The 16,711-nt window shown below is 57.6% G+C and carries 19 protein-coding genes; 9 read left to right on the top strand and 10 right to left on the bottom strand.

Going from position 1 to position 16,711, the window contains the following annotated elements:
• Positions 1 to 72 precede the first annotated feature (72 nt).
• Genes mdcE through mdcA form a run of 5 tightly spaced genes read right to left on the bottom strand, consistent with a single transcriptional unit; the run spans position 73 to position 4,525 of the window.
• Positions 73 to 873 (bottom strand): biotin-independent malonate decarboxylase subunit gamma, encoded by an 801-nt coding sequence (mdcE, locus tag ENGE1_RS16320; RefSeq protein WP_048254321.1) that lies wholly within the window; start codon positions 871 to 873, stop codon positions 73 to 75.
• Positions 873 to 1,706: a biotin-independent malonate decarboxylase subunit beta gene (locus ENGE1_RS16315; protein ID WP_043083818.1), complete on the bottom strand. Its 834-nt coding sequence runs from the start codon at positions 1,704 to 1,706 to the stop codon at positions 873 to 875. The genes mdcE and ENGE1_RS16315 overlap by 1 nt, the downstream gene beginning before the upstream one ends.
• Positions 1,699 to 1,998, bottom strand: a complete 300-nt coding sequence (gene mdcC, locus ENGE1_RS16310) for a malonate decarboxylase acyl carrier protein (RefSeq protein ID WP_043083819.1) — start codon at positions 1,996 to 1,998, stop codon at positions 1,699 to 1,701. Before mdcC ends, ENGE1_RS16315 begins: the two co-directional genes overlap by 8 nt.
• Positions 1,999 to 2,006: 8 nt before the next feature.
• Complete coding sequence (locus ENGE1_RS16305; RefSeq protein ID WP_048254266.1) at positions 2,007 to 2,870, bottom strand: triphosphoribosyl-dephospho-CoA synthase; 864 nt, start codon at positions 2,868 to 2,870, stop codon at positions 2,007 to 2,009.
• A complete protein-coding gene (gene mdcA / locus ENGE1_RS16300) occupies positions 2,870 to 4,525 on the bottom strand; it encodes a malonate decarboxylase subunit alpha (protein WP_045288518.1) in 1,656 nt (551 codons plus the stop codon). The genes ENGE1_RS16305 and mdcA overlap by 1 nt, the downstream gene beginning before the upstream one ends.
• A 332-nt stretch (positions 4,526 to 4,857) precedes the next feature.
• Here mdcA and ENGE1_RS16295 point away from each other — a divergent pair, with 332 nt between their 5' ends.
• Positions 4,858 to 6,336 carry an APC family permease gene (locus tag ENGE1_RS16295; protein WP_048273233.1) on the top strand — a complete coding sequence of 493 codons (1,479 nt, stop codon included), beginning with the start codon at positions 4,858 to 4,860 and terminating at the stop codon, positions 6,334 to 6,336.
• Positions 6,337 to 6,351: 15 nt separating this feature from the next.
• Here the strand turns inward: ENGE1_RS16295 and ENGE1_RS16290 are convergent, their stop codons facing one another.
• Positions 6,352 to 7,032, bottom strand: a complete 681-nt coding sequence (locus ENGE1_RS16290; protein ID WP_048254267.1) for a cache domain-containing protein — start codon at positions 7,030 to 7,032, stop codon at positions 6,352 to 6,354.
• Between the two features lie 15 nt (positions 7,033 to 7,047).
• Positions 7,048 to 7,770, bottom strand: a complete 723-nt coding sequence (locus tag ENGE1_RS16285; RefSeq protein WP_043083826.1) for a FadR/GntR family transcriptional regulator — start codon at positions 7,768 to 7,770, stop codon at positions 7,048 to 7,050.
• A 533-nt stretch (positions 7,771 to 8,303) separates the two neighbouring features.
• Between ENGE1_RS16285 and mdtJ the strand changes: the two genes are divergently transcribed.
• The 3 genes from mdtJ to ENGE1_RS16270 all read left to right on the top strand — a co-directional run bounded on the left by mdtJ (position 8,304) and on the right by ENGE1_RS16270 (position 11,283).
• Complete coding sequence (gene mdtJ, locus ENGE1_RS16280; RefSeq protein ID WP_043083828.1) at positions 8,304 to 8,666, top strand: multidrug/spermidine efflux SMR transporter subunit MdtJ; 363 nt, start codon at positions 8,304 to 8,306, stop codon at positions 8,664 to 8,666.
• Positions 8,653 to 8,982, top strand: coding sequence for a multidrug/spermidine efflux SMR transporter subunit MdtI (gene mdtI / locus ENGE1_RS16275; RefSeq protein WP_043083829.1), 330 nt, complete (start codon positions 8,653 to 8,655; stop codon positions 8,980 to 8,982). Before mdtJ ends, mdtI begins: the two co-directional genes overlap by 14 nt.
• Positions 8,983 to 9,090: 108 nt before the next feature.
• Positions 9,091 to 11,283: a putative bifunctional diguanylate cyclase/phosphodiesterase gene (locus ENGE1_RS16270; RefSeq protein WP_048254268.1), complete on the top strand. Its 2,193-nt coding sequence runs from the start codon at positions 9,091 to 9,093 to the stop codon at positions 11,281 to 11,283.
• Here the strand turns inward: ENGE1_RS16270 and ENGE1_RS16265 are convergent.
• The 3 genes from ENGE1_RS16265 to asr all read right to left on the bottom strand — a co-directional run bounded on the left by ENGE1_RS16265 (position 11,240) and on the right by asr (position 12,635).
• A complete protein-coding gene (locus ENGE1_RS16265; RefSeq protein WP_043083830.1) occupies positions 11,240 to 12,064 on the bottom strand; it encodes a trypsin-like serine peptidase in 825 nt (274 codons plus the stop codon). The genes ENGE1_RS16270 and ENGE1_RS16265 overlap by 44 nt on opposite strands.
• A 101-nt stretch (positions 12,065 to 12,165) precedes the next feature.
• Complete coding sequence (gene ydgU, locus ENGE1_RS29570; protein ID WP_455657233.1) at positions 12,166 to 12,249, bottom strand: small membrane protein YdgU; 84 nt, start codon at positions 12,247 to 12,249, stop codon at positions 12,166 to 12,168.
• Between the two features lie 74 nt (positions 12,250 to 12,323).
• Positions 12,324 to 12,635, bottom strand: coding sequence for an acid resistance repetitive basic protein Asr (asr, locus tag ENGE1_RS16260; protein WP_043086585.1), 312 nt, complete (start codon positions 12,633 to 12,635; stop codon positions 12,324 to 12,326).
• Positions 12,636 to 13,106: 471 nt separating this feature from the next.
• On the opposite strand from asr, the gene ENGE1_RS28510 reads away from it, so the two are divergent.
• The 5 genes from ENGE1_RS28510 to hxsC are packed head-to-tail and all read left to right on the top strand — an operon-like array spanning position 13,107 to position 16,683.
• Complete coding sequence (locus tag ENGE1_RS28510) at positions 13,107 to 13,424, top strand: hypothetical protein (RefSeq protein WP_127626262.1); 318 nt, start codon at positions 13,107 to 13,109, stop codon at positions 13,422 to 13,424.
• Positions 13,425 to 13,466: 42 nt separating this feature from the next.
• Positions 13,467 to 13,811 (top strand): His-Xaa-Ser system protein HxsD, encoded by a 345-nt coding sequence (gene hxsD / locus ENGE1_RS16250; protein WP_048254270.1) that lies wholly within the window; start codon positions 13,467 to 13,469, stop codon positions 13,809 to 13,811.
• Between the two features lie 4 nt (positions 13,812 to 13,815).
• Positions 13,816 to 14,040: a hypothetical protein gene (locus tag ENGE1_RS28505; RefSeq protein ID WP_071198344.1), complete on the top strand. Its 225-nt coding sequence runs from the start codon at positions 13,816 to 13,818 to the stop codon at positions 14,038 to 14,040.
• Positions 14,030 to 15,487, top strand: a complete 1,458-nt coding sequence (gene hxsB / locus ENGE1_RS16245) for a His-Xaa-Ser system radical SAM maturase HxsB (RefSeq protein WP_048254272.1) — start codon at positions 14,030 to 14,032, stop codon at positions 15,485 to 15,487. Before ENGE1_RS28505 ends, hxsB begins: the two co-directional genes overlap by 11 nt.
• Positions 15,484 to 16,683 carry a His-Xaa-Ser system radical SAM maturase HxsC gene (gene hxsC / locus ENGE1_RS16240; RefSeq protein ID WP_064360657.1) on the top strand — a complete coding sequence of 400 codons (1,200 nt, stop codon included), beginning with the start codon at positions 15,484 to 15,486 and terminating at the stop codon, positions 16,681 to 16,683. The genes hxsB and hxsC overlap by 4 nt, the downstream gene beginning before the upstream one ends.
• Positions 16,684 to 16,711 lie beyond the last annotated feature (28 nt).

Here is a 16,711-nt window from a genome sequence, read left to right as displayed (position 1 = left end):
AAACCGTGGGGCACCGCGAGGTGCCCCGGTCGGACTGCTTTCGGCAGGTCTTTTTTTATGTACTTCTGATGCTTACCAGGCGGCGCGCATTTTCTCGCGCACCAGCGCCGAACTGCGGCGGTTTTCCGCCCCGAGGCGGCACTTCAGGCTGGGATCCTGACGGGCATCGGTAATTGCTTTCTGCACGCTGATTTCCACCAGCGCCAGATCGGCATCTGACGGCGCGTCCGGGTTGCTGACGTTCAGCAGATCGGAGAGCAGACCGAGGGTGGCGTAGTTGCTGATGTCGTAGGCCATCGGCGGAATGGTCGCCGCCAGCCTCTCCAGCGCCTCGACGGTGCGCAGGGTAATGCGCGCGGCGGAGGCCTTGCCCATCGCGTGCACCAGTACGCCCTGGTCATTGATGGCGATCAGGCGGTTGGCCTGGTAGCCGTGGGCGAGAAACGCGCCGGACATCGCCTTGCCGACGATAAGGCCGATCACCGGATGGCCCGCCAGGCGCGCCCTGGCGTAGGCGCCCGCGGCGCCCGCCAGCGCCTGGTGAATGCCGAACGCCTCTTCGCGGCGGCCGTAGGCCTGGCTCGGGACGTCGATCACTGCCACAATCGGGCGCTTGACGCCGGCGTTTTTATCCGCGTCGATGGTCTCATTGACTACCTTCGCCAGCGTCCAGCCTTCCAGCAGGCCCACTTCGCCTTTGGCGGCGCGCGGGAAGTGGTTGTCGGCGTCCGGCACCACGGCAATAAAACGCACGGTTTCGCCGTTAAGTTCGCCGTCGGCAACCTGAACGGAAGGGCACAGGCCGCCCATGCGCGGCGCGTTGGGGGCGAGCTTATCCAGCCATACGGCGCCCCGGCTGTTGAGCTTCGTCATCATTTCACCTCCCCGGCAAAAAGCTGTTTGATCTGCGCCGTGTCCGCCTGCTGACGGGTATCAAAGCTCGTCAGCCGGGTCAGAAAATCGGCATATTTATCGCTGCGGTGCTGCGCCGGTACGCCTTTGGCGATGGCATCGTGCATGGCGGTTTTCACGGCGCTGATGCCGTCATCGACCAGGGCATCCACCAGGCCGCTTGCGGCGCGAATTTCGCCGCCGGTCATGCTCCAGATAAACGGCCGGTCGCGGGAGTCGTACTCCTCAATGCCCGCTTCCTGCTCGATAACCTGCGGGCCGTTGAGGCCAAGGCGCGCCTCGCGGGTGACAATCAGATAGCTGCACAGGGCGGCGGCAATCGACATGCCGCCGAAGCAGCCGACGGTCCCGGCAACGATGCCGATCACCGGCGTGTAGCGGCGCAGATCGACAATGGCCGCGTGGATATCGGCAATCGCCGCCAGCCCCAGGTTGGCCTCCTGCAGACGCACGCCGCCGGTTTCGAGGCACAGCACCGCCTGGGTCGGAATGCCGCTGCGGTTATCTTCCGCCGCCAGCTCAAGGGCCGCCGCCATTTTGGCGCCGGAGACTTCGCCCATGCTGCCGCCCTGGAAGGTGCCTTCGATGGCAATCACTACCGCGGACTGGCCGTTAATGGTTCCCCGGGCCACCACCATGCCGTCGTCGGACTGCGGCACCACGCCCTGCGGCGCCAGCCACGGGGACATAATGCCTTCAAAGGGATCGAGCAGTTCGCGATAGCTGCCGTCGTCCAGCAGGGCGCGGGCGCGCTCGCGGGCCCGTAATTCAATAAAGCTCGGATCGTTACGCATGGCTCACCTCTTCAAAAACCTGTTCGATGCGGATGCGGGCTACGCCCGGCGTGGCGCCGAAGTCGTGGATAACCAGCCTGCCGCCCGGCAGACCGCTAATCAGGTTCAGGCGCTCAAACAGCGCCTGCCAGCGGGCGGTGCTGTTGTCCACGGAGGTGGTAATGTCGATAGTCAGCGTCGGTTCATCGGCGGCGGTGAACAGCACTTCCATATCACCGGAACCGACGACCCCGGCCAGCGCTCTGCCGCTGAGGCGGCGACCGGCGGGGAGGGAGAGTGTGATGTTTTCCATAGAGTCCTCTAAAAAATTCTGTGGTGAGCTGGCTGGCAAACGCGGTCAATAAACAGTGCGGCGGCCAGCAGGTCGGCGGCGCCGCCCGGCGAGGCGTTAAGCGCCAGCATCTGCGCGTCGAGGCGGGCGAGGGCGTCGCGGCCCTTCGCGGTGGCGCAGCCGCCGGCGTGCAGCACCGCGCGGGCGCCGCGCTGCATCGTCTTCAGGCCGATCATCCCGGCGCGGGAGAGCACGCAGGTATCGCTCAGCGAGGTCATGACCGCCATCAGGGCATCCAGCCGCGCCTCCTCCTCGGCGGCGCCCCGCGCGCGGCTCTGCCGCAGCTGCGGCAGGGCGAGCTGCATGACGTGCGGGAAACCCGCCTGCGCCTCTTCGCGCGCCCCCGGCACCTGCCAGCGGCGGCTCGCCTTCAGACCGTTGCTGAACACCTTCGGCGCGCGGGCGTCGGGCAGGGCGGCCAGCGCGGCGGCGCTGTTCGCCACCTGCTGCGCCTGCGCCGTCGCGCCGTGCATTGCGCTGGCGCTGACCAGCAGGCCGAGGGCCCAGATGGCGCCGCGGTGGGTATTGACGCCGCCGGTGGCAGCCAGCATCTGCTGTTCACCGTCGCGGCCCAGCCGGCCGACGGTTTCCCGCAGGGCGACATCGACCGGGCGCTGCCAGCTGTGCTGGGCCAGCCGGAGAAACGTTGGGGCCAGGCTGTGGGCCGAACGCTCCATCAGGCTGAGCGTCAGGTCGCGGTGCGCGCCGTTGCCCCGGCTGTCCACCAGACCCGGCTTCGGACTGAGTCGCGCTTCCTCGATCAGCGCATTGCGGGCGGCGTCCGCCAGCCTGCGGGCCTGCGCCTCGGCGTGAGTCTGTGACAGCTGTTTCATTACCAGCTCCGGAATTTAGCGGGTGGGTTGTACAGGCCGTCGGACCACTCGACGAGGTCGGCGACGCTGCCGGCGGCCAGCAGGGAGCGGGTGGCGTCGGAGCGGCGGATGCCCATATCTTCCGGGTAGGCCACTTTGCCGCTCTGGCGCAGGTCGGCGACGCGCTTCGCGTCAACGCCGAGGCCGATATCGGTGATCCCGGCTACCGCCGCCACCATCGCCCGGCGTTCTTCCACATCCTTCGCGCGGTAAAGGTAGGCGATACCCTCTTCGGTCAGAACGTGGGTCACGTCATCGCCGTAGATCATTACCGGCGCCAGCGGCATACCGGTGGTTTTGGCCACCTCAACGGCGTCGAGCTTCTCAACGAAGGTCGGCTTCACGCCTGCCTGGAAGGTTTCCACCATCTGGACGACCAGCTTCTTGCCGCGGGCCAGCGGATCCGGTTCGCTGATCATGTTCAGCCATGCGGGCGTGGCGTGGCGGCGGCCGTGCGGATCGTGGCCCATGTTCGGCGCGCCGCCGAAGCCGGAGAGGCGGCCGCGGGTCACCGTCGAGGAGTTGGCGAGGCCGTCAACCTGCAGGGTGGAGCCGATAAACATATCTACCGCGTACTGGCCCGCCATCTGGCAGAAGGCGCGGTTGGAGCGCATCGAGCCGTCGCGGCCGGTAAAGAAGATGTCCGGGCGGGCGCGGATGTACTCTTCCATCCCCAGCTCGCCGCCGAAGCAGTGCACGCTCTCCACCCAGCCGCTCTCGATTGCCGGGATCAGCGTCGGGTGCGGGTTCAGCGTCCAGTGTTTACAGATTTTGCCCTTCAGGCCGAGCCGCTCGCCGTAGGTCGGCAGCAGCAGCTCGATGGCGGCGGTGTTGAAGCCGATGCCGTGATTGAGAGACTGCACCTGGTGTTCGGCGTAGATGCCCTTGATGGCCATCATCGCCATCAGGATGTGCTCCTGCTTGATCAGGCGCGGATCGCGGGTAAACAGCGGTTCGATAAAGAACGGCTTATCGGCGACCACCACGTAATCAATCCACGAACCCGGAATATCCACGCGGGGCAGGTCGCACTCGTCGTCCACCAGTTCGTTGACCTGGGCTATCACGATGCCGTCGCGGAAGGCGGCGGCCTCCACCAGCGCCGGGGTGTCTTCGGTGCTCGGTCCGGTATAGAGATTACCCTGGCGGTCGGCCTTATAGCCGGCGATCAGCGCTACGTTCGGGCAGAGATCGACATACAGGCGGGCGTAGAGCTCGATATAGGTGTGGATGGCGCCGATCTCCAGCTGGCCGTCCTGCAGCAGCTGCGAAATGCGCAGGCTCTGCGGGCCGGAGAAGGAGAAGTCCAGCTTACGGGCGATGCCCTTCTCGAAGATATCCAGGTGCTCGCTGCGCCCGACGCTCGGCATGATCATATGCAGATCGTGCACTTTTGCCGGGCTGACTTCCGCCAGCGTGCGGGAGAGAAAGTCGGCCTGCTTCTGGTTATTACCTTCGAGCACGACGCGATCGCCGGGGGCGATCAGCGTTTCAAGCGCCTCCACCAGCCCCGCGGTGGGAATTACCTTACCCTGCACCGGGAGGGCCGCCATGCGGCGCGCTTTCTCGCTGCGTCGCGTGTTCCATTCCCGGGCCGGACTCTGGCCTGTATTCATTGTTAACCTCCTGATTCAGCGAATCATTTTGACCTTCATTTCTGCTGTAATCAGTCTGGCCCAGGGCGATACGTTCATCAATTAAGCTGAGCAGACAATCGTTAGCCTGAGAGTAATAATTTTGGAAGTGATTATGTGACGGCGATCGATGCGCGGGGCGCGGAGGTAGACTACGCCGCGAAGAGACGCGAGGGATTTTTAGCATTAACCAATGCAGATCTAACTTTTAACAAAAATATGACAACCCTACTATACATATAAAATATTATCTTTTATAGATTTGTCTGTTTTATCTTCTGATCCGGTGTATGACAACAAAAAAGAGAAGAGATATGGAACAGACATCTGGCAAGCAAAATGATGCCGCGCATCATGACAACAAACCGCAGTTTAATCGCTCCATCGGCCTTATCTCCAACTTCGCCCTCGGCTTCACCTATCTGTCGCCGCTGACGGCGGTCTACTCGCTGTTTGCCCTCGCCGTGACCCTTGCCGGGCCGCCGGCGATCTGGTGGATAGTGATTGTCGCCTGCGGCCAGCTGCTGGTGGCGCTGGTGTTTGGCGAAGTGGCCTCCCAGTATCCGATCACCGGCGGACTCTATCCCTGGGCGCGCCGCCTGTGGGGTAAAAAATACGCCTGGATAGCGGCGTGGATCTACCTCTGGGCGCTGGTAGTGACCATTACGTCCGTTGCCGAATATACCGCCACCTTCGTGGCTTCGCTGCTGCACTACGCCACCACGCCGGGCAATATGCTGCTCACCTCGGTGGTGCTGCTGATGCTGATGATGGGCGTCAATATGTCCGGCACCAAAAACCTCGCCCGGGTCGCCAGGATTGGCTTCTGGTGCGAGATCCTCTGCGTTATCGCGCTGGGTATTTACCTGCTGATTTTTCACCGCGCGCAGCCGTTCTCGGTGCTGTTTGACTCGATGGGCGTCCTCGCTCACGACGGCAGCTATCAGACCGCCTTTATGTCGGCGGCGCTAATGGGCCTGTTTATGTTCTTCGGCTTCGAAGCCTGCGGCAACGTGGCGGAGGAGGTGCAGAACCCGGGGCGCAAAATCCCGCTGGCGATGATCCTCAGCATCGTCTTCGGCGCCATTTCGGCGATTATTTCGGTGCTCGGCTATCTGCTGGCTTCGCCCAACCTGGTCAGCATCATTAACGGTAAAACCGCCGATCCGATCCCGACCATTCTCAATGAGGCGCTCGGCCCTACCGGGGCGACGGTGTTTATCGTGGTGGCGGTGATCGCCATGCTGTCGTGCATACTCTCCCTGCAGGCGGCGCTGAGCCGGCTGATTTTCTCCTTCTCCCGCGACCAGATGCTGCCCGGCAGCGCCTGGATGTCCACGCTTTCGAAAAACAGCGTGCCCGATAATGCGATGATCGTCAGCTGTCTGCTGCCGGTGCTGATCTGCGTCTGGGTCTGGTTCCAGCCGGATAACCTGGCGCGCATTACCGCCTTTGCGGTGATCGGCATCTATATCTCTTTCCAGATGGTGGTGCTGGCGGCGCTGCGCCAGCGGCTGAAGGGCTGGAAGCCGGCGGGCGAATGGAGCGTCGGCGGCTGGGGGATGCTGGTCAACCTGCTGGCGCTGGCCTACGGCGCGTGCGGCATCTGGCTGCTGGCGCAGCCGGCGGACAGCAGCAGCTTTATCGACCGCTGGACGGTGCTGGTGGGACTGGCGGTGGTGGTCGGCAGCGGATTGATCTATATGGCGCTGGCGCGGCCCTTCGGGCGCTCAAGCGCGCCGGAAAATGATGCAATTGAATATGCGCGCCGGCTGAGAGCGGGCCAGCCGTAGCGCGCCGCGTGAGGCTCAGGCCGCGTAAAGCCGGAAGTAGCTGTTGTGGAAAAGCGGCGCCGGCGGATCGGTTTCCAGCAGATCGCCGATGCGCCGCCGGGGGCAGGTCGTGACGATGATGCGCCCTTCGTGATTGGTCAGCACCACCGCCGGGGCATCCGCGCAGGCCAGCAGCTCCTGCTCCAGGCGGCTGACCAGGATATCGACGGCGGCAACGCCCAGAAACACGCCCCGCACACTGACCGGCGCGGCGCAGGTCAGCGTGTAGGCGGTATTGCAGATATAGTCCACGTAGGGGCCGTGGATCCACGCTTTACCTTCGCCCGGCGGCTGGCTGAACCAGGCGAAGGTGCGGAAGTCGAGGCGCTGCTGCGTCGCCTGGTCGAGCTCAAGGCTGGCCTGCTCATCGCCGCCCTCGCGGCGATACCACCACTCCAGCAGCCAGTACGAGGTGCTGTCGATGTGGCTGGCAAATCCGGCCCCTGAGCAGTAGTCGGTCTGGCTGAGAACGGTTTTAATATGCCGGCGCAGATAATTTTTTACCGCGCTTTGCAGGAACATATCCGGCGCGCACTCCGCCTGGCCCGCCGCCGTCTGCTCAATCTCCTGTGCCAGCAGGACGGTGGCGTTGACGATAGTGCGGGTAATGTCCTCGATTTTGCTGATTATCGCCCTGATGGCGTCGGGTGAGCTCACGTTGCCTCTGCTTCTCTACTGGCTGTGCTTTAATTTATTTTCAATAAGATACGATGTCAGGGCATCAATAAGGCGGGCGCTGATCTGTACCGCGAGGGGGGCATCGCGCGCGGCCAGCGCCTCCGTCAGCCGCGCATAATGGTCAACTACCTCGCGGTGTACTGCATCGCAGCGGTAAACATCGGCCGCCAGCGACGCCCACTCGGTTTGCAGCTGCAGCTCATGGCTTGCCAGCCGCGTCGAGTGCGAACAGGCCGCGAGGGTCAGCAGGCAGCGGAGGTCGGTCTGTGCTCTCAGCTCCGGTGTGACCGCGGCGGTAAACATGGCCACGCACTCGCGAAAGCGGGTAATATCCGCCACCGTCATGCGCCGCGCCGCCAGCCTTGCGCTGTGGCTGACGACCGCGCAGTGCATCTCGCCGAGATCGGCAAGATACTCGGTGCCAATTGCGTCGAGCGGGTGCAGGCCGTCGTTTTGCGCTCCGGCGTTTTCGCACACGAAGCTGCCCCCGTTGCGTCCGCGCACGGTGTGGATCAGGTTGTTTGCTCTTAACGTATTGAGGGCCTCACGAATCGTGATATGAGATACGCCCATCATTTTCGCCAGGTCGGCCTCGTTGGGGAGTTGCTCATGAGGTTCCAGCAGACCGGTAATGATGGCGTTGGACAAGCGCTGAACTATCTGATCTGAGCGGCTGATCTGACCGATAGGCGCAAAAATAACGGCATGAGTAATCATAGTTTTCTGTCAGTGTCTCCCTGAAACAGCCTTCATTCTTAACACAGGCAAGGGGCACAAGGCGAGGGGATATTAGCAAGATCCTCCATTCATCCGCGCAGGCTGATGTATATTCTGAGGACTCTAAACCGTTCCTGAACAATGTCAGAAATAATTTTGCGGTATACCGTATCGTGCTGATTAATTGTCCATTCTCATGCAACATCACATTCTGAGCGTAAAGAAGTGCAAATACTTTGAGTTCCCTTATTCACTGTGCCAGAATCTCGCTGTGTTTAACTACTGAGGACAATTTTCATCCGCAAAGATGGGAAGCAACAACGCGGATAATTGTAATTTTATGGACATGTTGTTCAGAACGCAGACCTTTTACCTGTTTTCCGTTTTTAACCTCTTTTTCCTCCCTTCTGGCGAGCGGCACTGGCGCACATCGCTTTAGTCCTTCTCCTTGCTGTATCCGATAAATAATTAATTACCTGATTTGCATAACTGTGCAAATCGCGACGGATTATATTCTCAGGCAGGAGAAGAATATGTTTTACTGGATTTTATTAGGACTGGCGATCGTTTCAGAAATTATTGGTACGCTCTCCATGAAATGGGCCAGCGTCAGCGGCGGTCACGCCGGAATGATATTAATGCTGACGATGATCGCCCTCTCTTATATATTTCTTTCATTCGCTGTTAAGAAAATTGCGCTCGGCGTGGCTTATGCGCTGTGGGAAGGGGTCGGTATTCTGCTGATCACCCTGTTCAGCGTCACGCTGTTCGATGAGCCGCTCACGCTGATGAAGGGGCTGGGACTGGCGACGCTGGTCGTCGGCATCGTGTTCATCAAGTACGGCACGCGCAAAACGGCGCCGGTAAAAGCCGAGGTGAACCATGCAGCAGTTTGAGTGGATTCACGGCGCCTGGCTGGCTGTCGCTATCGTGCTGGAGATCGTCGCCAATATTTTTCTTAAATTTTCCGACGGATTCCGTCGCAAAGTCTACGGCGTGCTGTCACTCGCCGCCGTGCTGGCGGCCTTCAGCGCGCTGTCGCAGGCGGTGAAGGGCATCGATCTTTCCGTGGCCTATGCGGTATGGGGCGGCTTCGGCGTTGCCGCCACGCTTGCGGCAGGCTGGGTGCTCTTCGGACAGCGCCTCAACCGCAAGGGCTGGCTGGGCGTTGGCCTGCTGATTGCCGGTATGGTGATGATTAAACTCGCATAATACCGTAACGCCGCCCGTATATAAGGGCGGCGAAATATCCTGACTGTATTACGCTAAGTATTATGAGTAAAACGGGCCGGGTATCAATTATGTGCGGAAGCGTGTGTCATGTTTAATCCCTCGCGCTGGCGAAATGTCGCTACGGCGAGGACGCTGTGCGTGATGCTCTTCATGGCGGGGCTGGGGCTGCTTGTCTCGATTATCTATCTGCTGTTTCTCTCCCAGAGTCTGCTCAGCAGCAAAATTAATGAAATGGATACCCACCGCACGGCGATGTCGGTGGACGGCGCTATTCAGAGTTCCGTCAGTCGGGTGATGACCTTGGTGGTGGATAACGCCATCTGGGACGACGCGGTCTACAAAACCTATCCGCCGAATCTCGACAGCCGCTGGCTGTACGATACCTGGGGCGCGGGCATCAAGATCAATAATCTGTACGACGGCACTTTTGTACTGGATGAGCATTTCAACATTATCTGGGGAGCCTTTCACAGTCTGCCCTACGCCGGGCGCGACCTCAGCTTCTTTGGCCGCGGCATACAGGCGCTTATCGGCAACAACGCCGCCGCGCTCGCCAGCGGGCAGAAAAACGTGGCCGGCATCACCCGCACGCAGGAGGGGATTGCCTTCGTCAGCATCGGACTTATTCGCCCGATGAACGGGCGGCTGCAGGTTAAAGACGCCACCCGCCGCTATTTGCTGATCACCCGCCACCTCAATCCACAGATCCTGCGCGAGCTGGGGGAGACGTTTCAGATAGACTCCCTGCATTTTACCGCCACCAATACCAGCCCCTACAGCATACCGCTGCGCAGCGCGGCGGGCGACGTTGTGGGCTACCTCAACTGGCAGCCGCGGCTGCCGGGCGCGAAGGCGGCCATTGCGGCATCGCCGCAAATTCGCAAAATAGTCATTCTCGCCGCCGCGCTGATCCTGCTGTTTATTCTGCTCAGTAGCCTGGGGCTCTATAAGCTGGCCCGCGGTGAAAAGCAGGCGCGGGCCAGCGCCCTGACCGACTGGCTGAGCCATTTGCCTAACCGCCGGGCCCTGCTGGAAAGGCTTGAGCAGGAGAGCGAGCGCGGCGCGACGTATATTAAAACGGTGGTGTTTATCGATCTTGATGGTTTTAAAGACGTGAATGATATTTACGGCCACGATACCGGCGATGCGCTGATCGTCCAGGTCGCCGGCGTGCTACAGACGCAGGTGCCGGAGGGCGGCATGCTGGTTCGCCTCGGCGGCGACGAATTTGCCATGACCGTCAGCGGCGCCGGGGCCGCAGAGCAGGCGCTGGCGTTTGCCCATCGCGCGCTGGAGAGCCTGACTGCGCCGATCCAGATTGGCTCGCGGACAATCTACATTAGCGCAAGCGTGGGGATCGCCAGCAGCAGCAGCGAGGGAGAAACCAGCTCCGAGCTGTTCCGGCGGGCCGATATCGCCATGTACCACTCTAAAATCAGCGGCAAGGGCCGCATTACCCAGTATGACGCCGAGCTGAATACCGCCAGAGAGCACCAGCTCAGCATTGAAAACGAGATCCGCCGCGGGCTTGAGCGGCAGGAGTTTGACGTCTGGTATCAGCCGATCGTTGACGCCCGCACGCTGGCGATGACCGGCGTTGAGGCTCTGGTGCGCTGGCCGCGCAGGCCGCAGGGCGAACTTAAGCCGGATGCCTTTATCCCTATTGCCGAGAGCAGCGGGCTTATTTATGCCCTGGGCCAGTTCGTTTTGCGCCGGGCCTGCGCCGATCTGCAGCCGCTGGGTAACGTGATGCTATCGGTGAATATTTCGCCGGCGCAGTTTCGCGATCCGGATTTTGAAAACAAGGTCGCCCAGGTACTGAGCGCCTGCGGATTTCCGCCCGGACGGCTGCAGCTGGAGGTGACGGAAAACTATGTGCTGGGAAGCCCGGAGCGCGCCAGCGCGGCGATCGCTAACCTCAAAGCGCAGGGGATCTCGGTGGCGCTTGACGACTTCGGCACCGGCTATTCAAGCATCGGCTACCTGCGCCAGCTGGCGTTTGACAGCATCAAAATAGATAAATCCCTTGCCGGGCTGGTGGACTGCGATGAACAGGCCACCGCGCTGGTGTGCGGCACGGTGCGCATCGCTTCGGCGCTTGGCATGTCGGCGGTGGCGGAAGGCGTGGAGACCGAAGAGCAGATGGTGCTGCTGCGCCAGGCCGGCTGCGACCGGCTACAGGGGTACCTGTTCAGCGAGCCGCTGCCGATAGCCGGTCTGATCCTGAAGATGCAGACTACTGGCTGGCCAGCGCCTGAAGCTTATCGCGAAAGCCGGTGACCGCGATGGCGCGGTTGTCGGCGCGCTGGCGGTCTTTGGCCGACGGCGCCGAGCTTTGCACGCCAATGACCTGCCACTGAGCGCCGGTTTTCAGCATCAGCGGCGAACCGCTGTCGCCGGGCAGCGTATCGCACTGGTGCGACAGCACCGAACTCTGCGCCCAGCCGGTGACGATGCAGTCGCTGTGGGTATAGAGCGAATCGAGATGGTCGATAGGATAGCCTGACTGGGTGACCTTGCGATCGGCGGCCTTCAGCGCGGCGGTGAGGGCCGCTTTATCGCCTTCAAACAGCGGTACCGGGGCGATACCGGTCGGCGGATAGCGCAGTACGATCAGCGCAAAGTCCCACGCGGCGGCGGCGGGCGGGACAATCCAGCCGTCGCCGTCCGGCTTCAGCCTGCGGCCCAGCGTCGGCTCGACCCGGCCTTCAATACCGTGAATTTCATAGCGCCAGACGCCTTTTTGCGACACAAAGCGCAGCGCCACCGCCTTATCGTCTTTGCCGCGCGGCGGCGTCAGCAGGCAGTGTCCTGCGGTCAGCGCCAGGTGGGGGGAAATCAGGGTTGCGGTGCAGAGGTTGCCGCTGGCGGTCTCCAGCTGGCCGATAGCGTCCCACGGGTGCTCGGTGGGATTGTTCACCTTAACGCGATCGTCGTGACCAAAAAACAGCGTCCTGATATCCTTCGCGCTGATCCCCGGATCATCGCCGCCGTCATCGGCGTGGGCGAGCGAAGTAAAGAGACATAGTGATCCCAGTAATACTGCTATCGTTCTGCGCATAACACTCTCTGGTGGGTAATTATGATTATAAAAAAGGTAACCCTGTGAGATTACTATAGACGGGATGAGTATAAAGTGGGAGTAAAATCAGCGAACTACGCTCAGTACAAAAAGAAGCGGGTGGCAACCAGGGCGCAGATAATCAGCAGTAGCAGGATGAGCTCAAATCGGTAACGACGCAGCATGATTGCTCTCCGGAAAAAACCGGCGCTTTATCAGCGCCGGTTTGTGATACAGGTCCGTACTCAGGTCAGCGAACTTATGCTGCCGGCTGAGCAGCCGGTTTTGCGGCTTCGTGCTTAACCGGTTTTTTGTGTGCTTTTTTAGCAGCCTGCGCTTTCTGAGCGGCGGCAGCCGGTTTAGCAGCGGCTTTCTTGGTGGTTTTGTGTTTTTTCGCAGCCTGTGCTTTCTGAGCCGGAGCCGCTTTTTTGTGTTTCTTAACGTGATGCTTAGCCGGTGCAGCGTGAGTTGCAGTTGCCGGTGCAGCAGCGGCGGCGGTAGTTTCAGCAGCGAAGGCGGCAGAAGAGAGACCCATAGCAGCGGCAACAACCAGAGCTAATACTTTTTTCATTGCGAATTCCTCGAAATTGGTTTCTTTGTTCAACCCCACTGCGGGGCCGTTGAAGAGACTATATGCCTGTCTTATCGGGGATTCCGTTGCTGATTGGTATCGGCGTGTAACGGTATGTACAAGGAGTTAATGGTGTTGCATGAGCGATCTCAGCGCTATCGTCAGTGATAAGGTGACGGCCGCGAGGGGGAGGGAACAAAAATAGGGTTTTCTATTAATAGAGTAATGTTGGCGATTTTTTATATCGTTTTTTATTGAAAAAATAGCATAGCAACTTGCGGTTATTAAAAATTTATCAAAAGCAGATTAACTAATTAATCTGGATGGTTTTAGCTTTTATGGCTGCTACTCTGCGTTACTATGACCTTGGTCAATTGTGCTCATAAATTATCCAGTGTGCAAAAAGATACTCAGTACTATGCTTTTATCGCAACGGCTTCGTTGTGGATAATTATCAAGTAAGGATAAATAATGAAGGAATTGCCTAAAGTAGCAAAAAAAACGCTGGGTGAAATATCAGGTAAAAGTGTCAAACCGGTTGTAGCTGGGCTTGTTGCTGGCGTTATTGCCGGCGTAAGTTCTCCTGCGATGGCTTCTACTGCCAGCGCTCAGCTCAACATGGTTTCTCCCTCTCAGAACGAAGTTCAGAAAGCGGGTGAGCATAGTAATGCGGCCCTGATCATGGAAAAGCCGTCGCTTGATGGGCAGGTTTTTGCTGCGCATTACAGCCACTCCAGCCATGCAAGTCACGCCAGTCACTACTCCTGCACTCCCGGTTCGACCTGCTAAAAAAAGGCCAGCAGCAGCGCTGGCCATTCTGTGAGGTAGTAAATGAATACTGTAACGCAAGGGCAAAACAGTTTGGGAGATTTTTTCATGCTTCCACTCAATAAGACGCTGTATAGCACAGATGTGATAATGAAAACATGCTATGGTTTTACTGACGATTATTTTATTCATCTAATAAAAACCTCGGAAGAGCAGGTCGCGGTCTTTTTTTATTCTAAGGAAGATAGTGACTCAGTTGCCATGATTAATCAGGCCGTGAAGGATTTTATGCATAACCTTCATGAAAATCAAATGCGAGAAATTATTTACAAGGAAACTCATGTACTGCATGAGGAAATTGTGCGTAAAGCATTTGCGCCTGCTGTATTTTTAAAGTCATCGGTGTAGGACAATGAAAGTAATACTCGATGGCGATTTTTATACTTATTCTGCAATTGAGAATATGGCGAATCAGTTTTCTGAATACATTACGGTAGAGGTTAGCCTCGCAGAAGGAATCGTGTTGCAAATGAACGTGCATGATGCTTACAAACTGCAGCGTAACGTCATCATCAATACCTTTCTTAATAATGTTCTGGAGTTAAGCATACAGGAGCATCTTGAAGATGAGCGTTGAGTTCCTGCCAAAAGAAGCGTTCAGCGCAGACCATTATCAGTTACTGCCATTTCGTTTTAGCCAGCTTTCCCGCGAGAAATACTTCCTGTCAACCGATTATGGCGAGTGGCTTTGTTTAGATAGCGCTCAACTGAACTCCCTCATTAAAAAAGAAAAGATAAGTGATCTGGACCTTTACTATGAGCTTAAAGCGAAGCACATTATTGCAGATAATGTCACTGAAGCGCATCTGACACACCTGGCTTCGCGCTATCGCACCAAAAAGGCGTTTCTTGAAAACTTCTCGCAGTTGCACATTTTTGTGCTGACTATCCGCTGTAATAACTCCTGTATCTACTGTCAGGCATCGCGCAAAAGTTGCCAGTCTGAAGCGGTACGTTACGATATGAGCCCTGAAATCCTGGAGAAGAGCATCGAACTGTTTCTCTCTATGCCGTCAGATAAGCTTACGCTTGAATTTCAGGGAGGAGAATCGACGCTCAATATGCCTCTCATTCGTCAGGCGGTAGCGTTAGTCAATCAGAGAAAGAACGATAAAGATATTCAATTTGTCGTCTGTACCAATCTTTGCGATCTCAACGATGACGATCTTGATTTTCTCATTGCGCATGCGTTTTCGCTGAGTACCTCTCTGGATGGACCTGAATCTCTCCATGATGCAAATCGTAAATTTGGCAAAACCGGGGCATGGAAAGCGCTTACGCAGTCGCTTGATAAAATTCGCCAGCGTAATGCCTTTGCGCAGGTAAGTGCGCTGATGACGACCACCCGACAAAGCTTGACGATGCATCGGGAAATCATTGATGAGTATGTCAGGCTTGGCTTTCGCAGCATTTTCATTCGCGAGCTCAATCCCTACGGCTTTGCACATAAGTATTTTCATAAAATTGGCTATACCACTGCGCAGTTTCTTGAGTTTTATGAAAAATGCCTCGATTACATTCTTACCCTCAATCATCAGGGCACCGTGTTTCGTGAATCGTACGCAGCCTTAATAATGAAAAAGTTGATGACGCCCTGGTCTACCGGATTTGTCGACCTCCAGTCTCCTTGCGGTTCCGGATTTGGTGTAACTTTATACAACTACGATGGCAATATTTACCCCAGCGATGAAAGCAGAATGATGGCAGAAATGGGTGACCATCACTTCAGGATGGGAAATATTTTTACCCACAACCCTGAGGCCCTATTTTTTGGTCCGGTAATGCAGGAGCTTGCGGCAGCAGGCGTCAATGATGCGCTGCCCGTTTGCGCTGACTGCGCATTTGCGCCTTATTGCGGTGCCGATCCGGTACGTCGTTATCAGGTGACAGGGTCGGTGTATGGTCGTCCCGGTGAGGATGATTTTTGTATTAAGAATCGCGGGATAATAAGTCTGGTGATTAAAAAACTTACCGAAGGCGATAGTCAGACCAGGCAATTATTGATGCAATGGGGGCTACAATGATTCCGGCTCAGGACACACTTTTTCTATCGGTCCATGCGCGCGAGGTCCTTCATTTCGACGTACCGCTATTTGGGAGAGTCGCAACATCCATCGGGTCCCTTTCCAGTGGCGGAATTCTCTCGCTTTGCGGCAAGCAGGATGATGTGCTGCCAGAGGCATATCAGGCTGCAGCCATAATTTGCGCCGCCGATGATCCCAGACTCGACGTCCTCAAAGCACAGAATCGCATACCGCTGATCGTGGTCGAAAGGGATGCGATCTTCAGCGACGGTGACGTTATTACCATCAGCCCGCGCGGACGCATACATCGTCTCTTTCGCGCACTTTCGCGCAATAATGCTTTGCTGGTCACGGAGGACTGCAACAATCTGTGCGTGATGTGTCCGCAGCCGCCGAAGCCAGAGTCTGCTGCCCGGCATGCGGTGAATGAACAGCGGATTGTACAGACGCTGGATTTGATTGACGATCTGCATTTTCCCGACTCACTTTGCCTTACGGGCGGCGAACCGACGATGCTTGGCGACGGGCTGATTCGCATTGTAGAGAAGATCAAAAACCGTGCCCCCCGGACACTAATCCACCTCCTTACTAACGGACGAGCGCTGTGCGATACGACCTATACGCAGCGTTTAGCCTGCGCCGGCGGCGATCAATTGCTCGCTGGAATTCCGTTATTCGGGCACGTGGCTGATATCCATGATTACGTAGTGCAGCGTCAGGGGGCGTTCGAGCAAACGATGGCAGGTCTGCTCAACTGCTTCAGATATGGGATTGATGTCGAACTCCGCATCGTGTTACAGAAAGATACCGTTCAGCATTTAACTGCATTGGCTGAGTTTATTGCCCATAATCTTTTTTTTGTTAAGCATGTGGCGCTGATGGGGATGGAAAACATGGGCTTCGCCAGGCTCAATAGAGATCGTGTTTTCATCGACCCATGGGACTATAGAGATGAACTCTCGCAGGCCATCAATTTATTCGCGCTTTATGGTGTAGATGTCCGGGTGTTTAATCTGCCGCTTTGTGTCGTTAATAGCGATACGCGACGCTATTGTGCGCAAAGCATCAGTGATTTTAAAAATGTCTGGCATCCGCAATGTGCCCGCTGTAGAAAACGGGAAATATGCTGCGGTTTTTTTAATTCAACAACGGAAAAGTTTTTTTTGACTCACCACATACGTCCGTTTACCGCATGAACAGTGCGCGCGGATCTGGCCGATATGG

The sequence above is a fragment of the Pluralibacter gergoviae ATCC 33028 = NBRC 105706 genome, assembly GCF_001598855.1.
In the GTDB taxonomy this organism is placed as follows: Bacteria; Pseudomonadota; Gammaproteobacteria; order Enterobacterales; family Enterobacteriaceae; genus Pluralibacter; species Pluralibacter gergoviae.
Note: the sequence above shows the minus strand (reverse complement) of the source record. Positions and strands in the feature narration are given on the sequence as shown.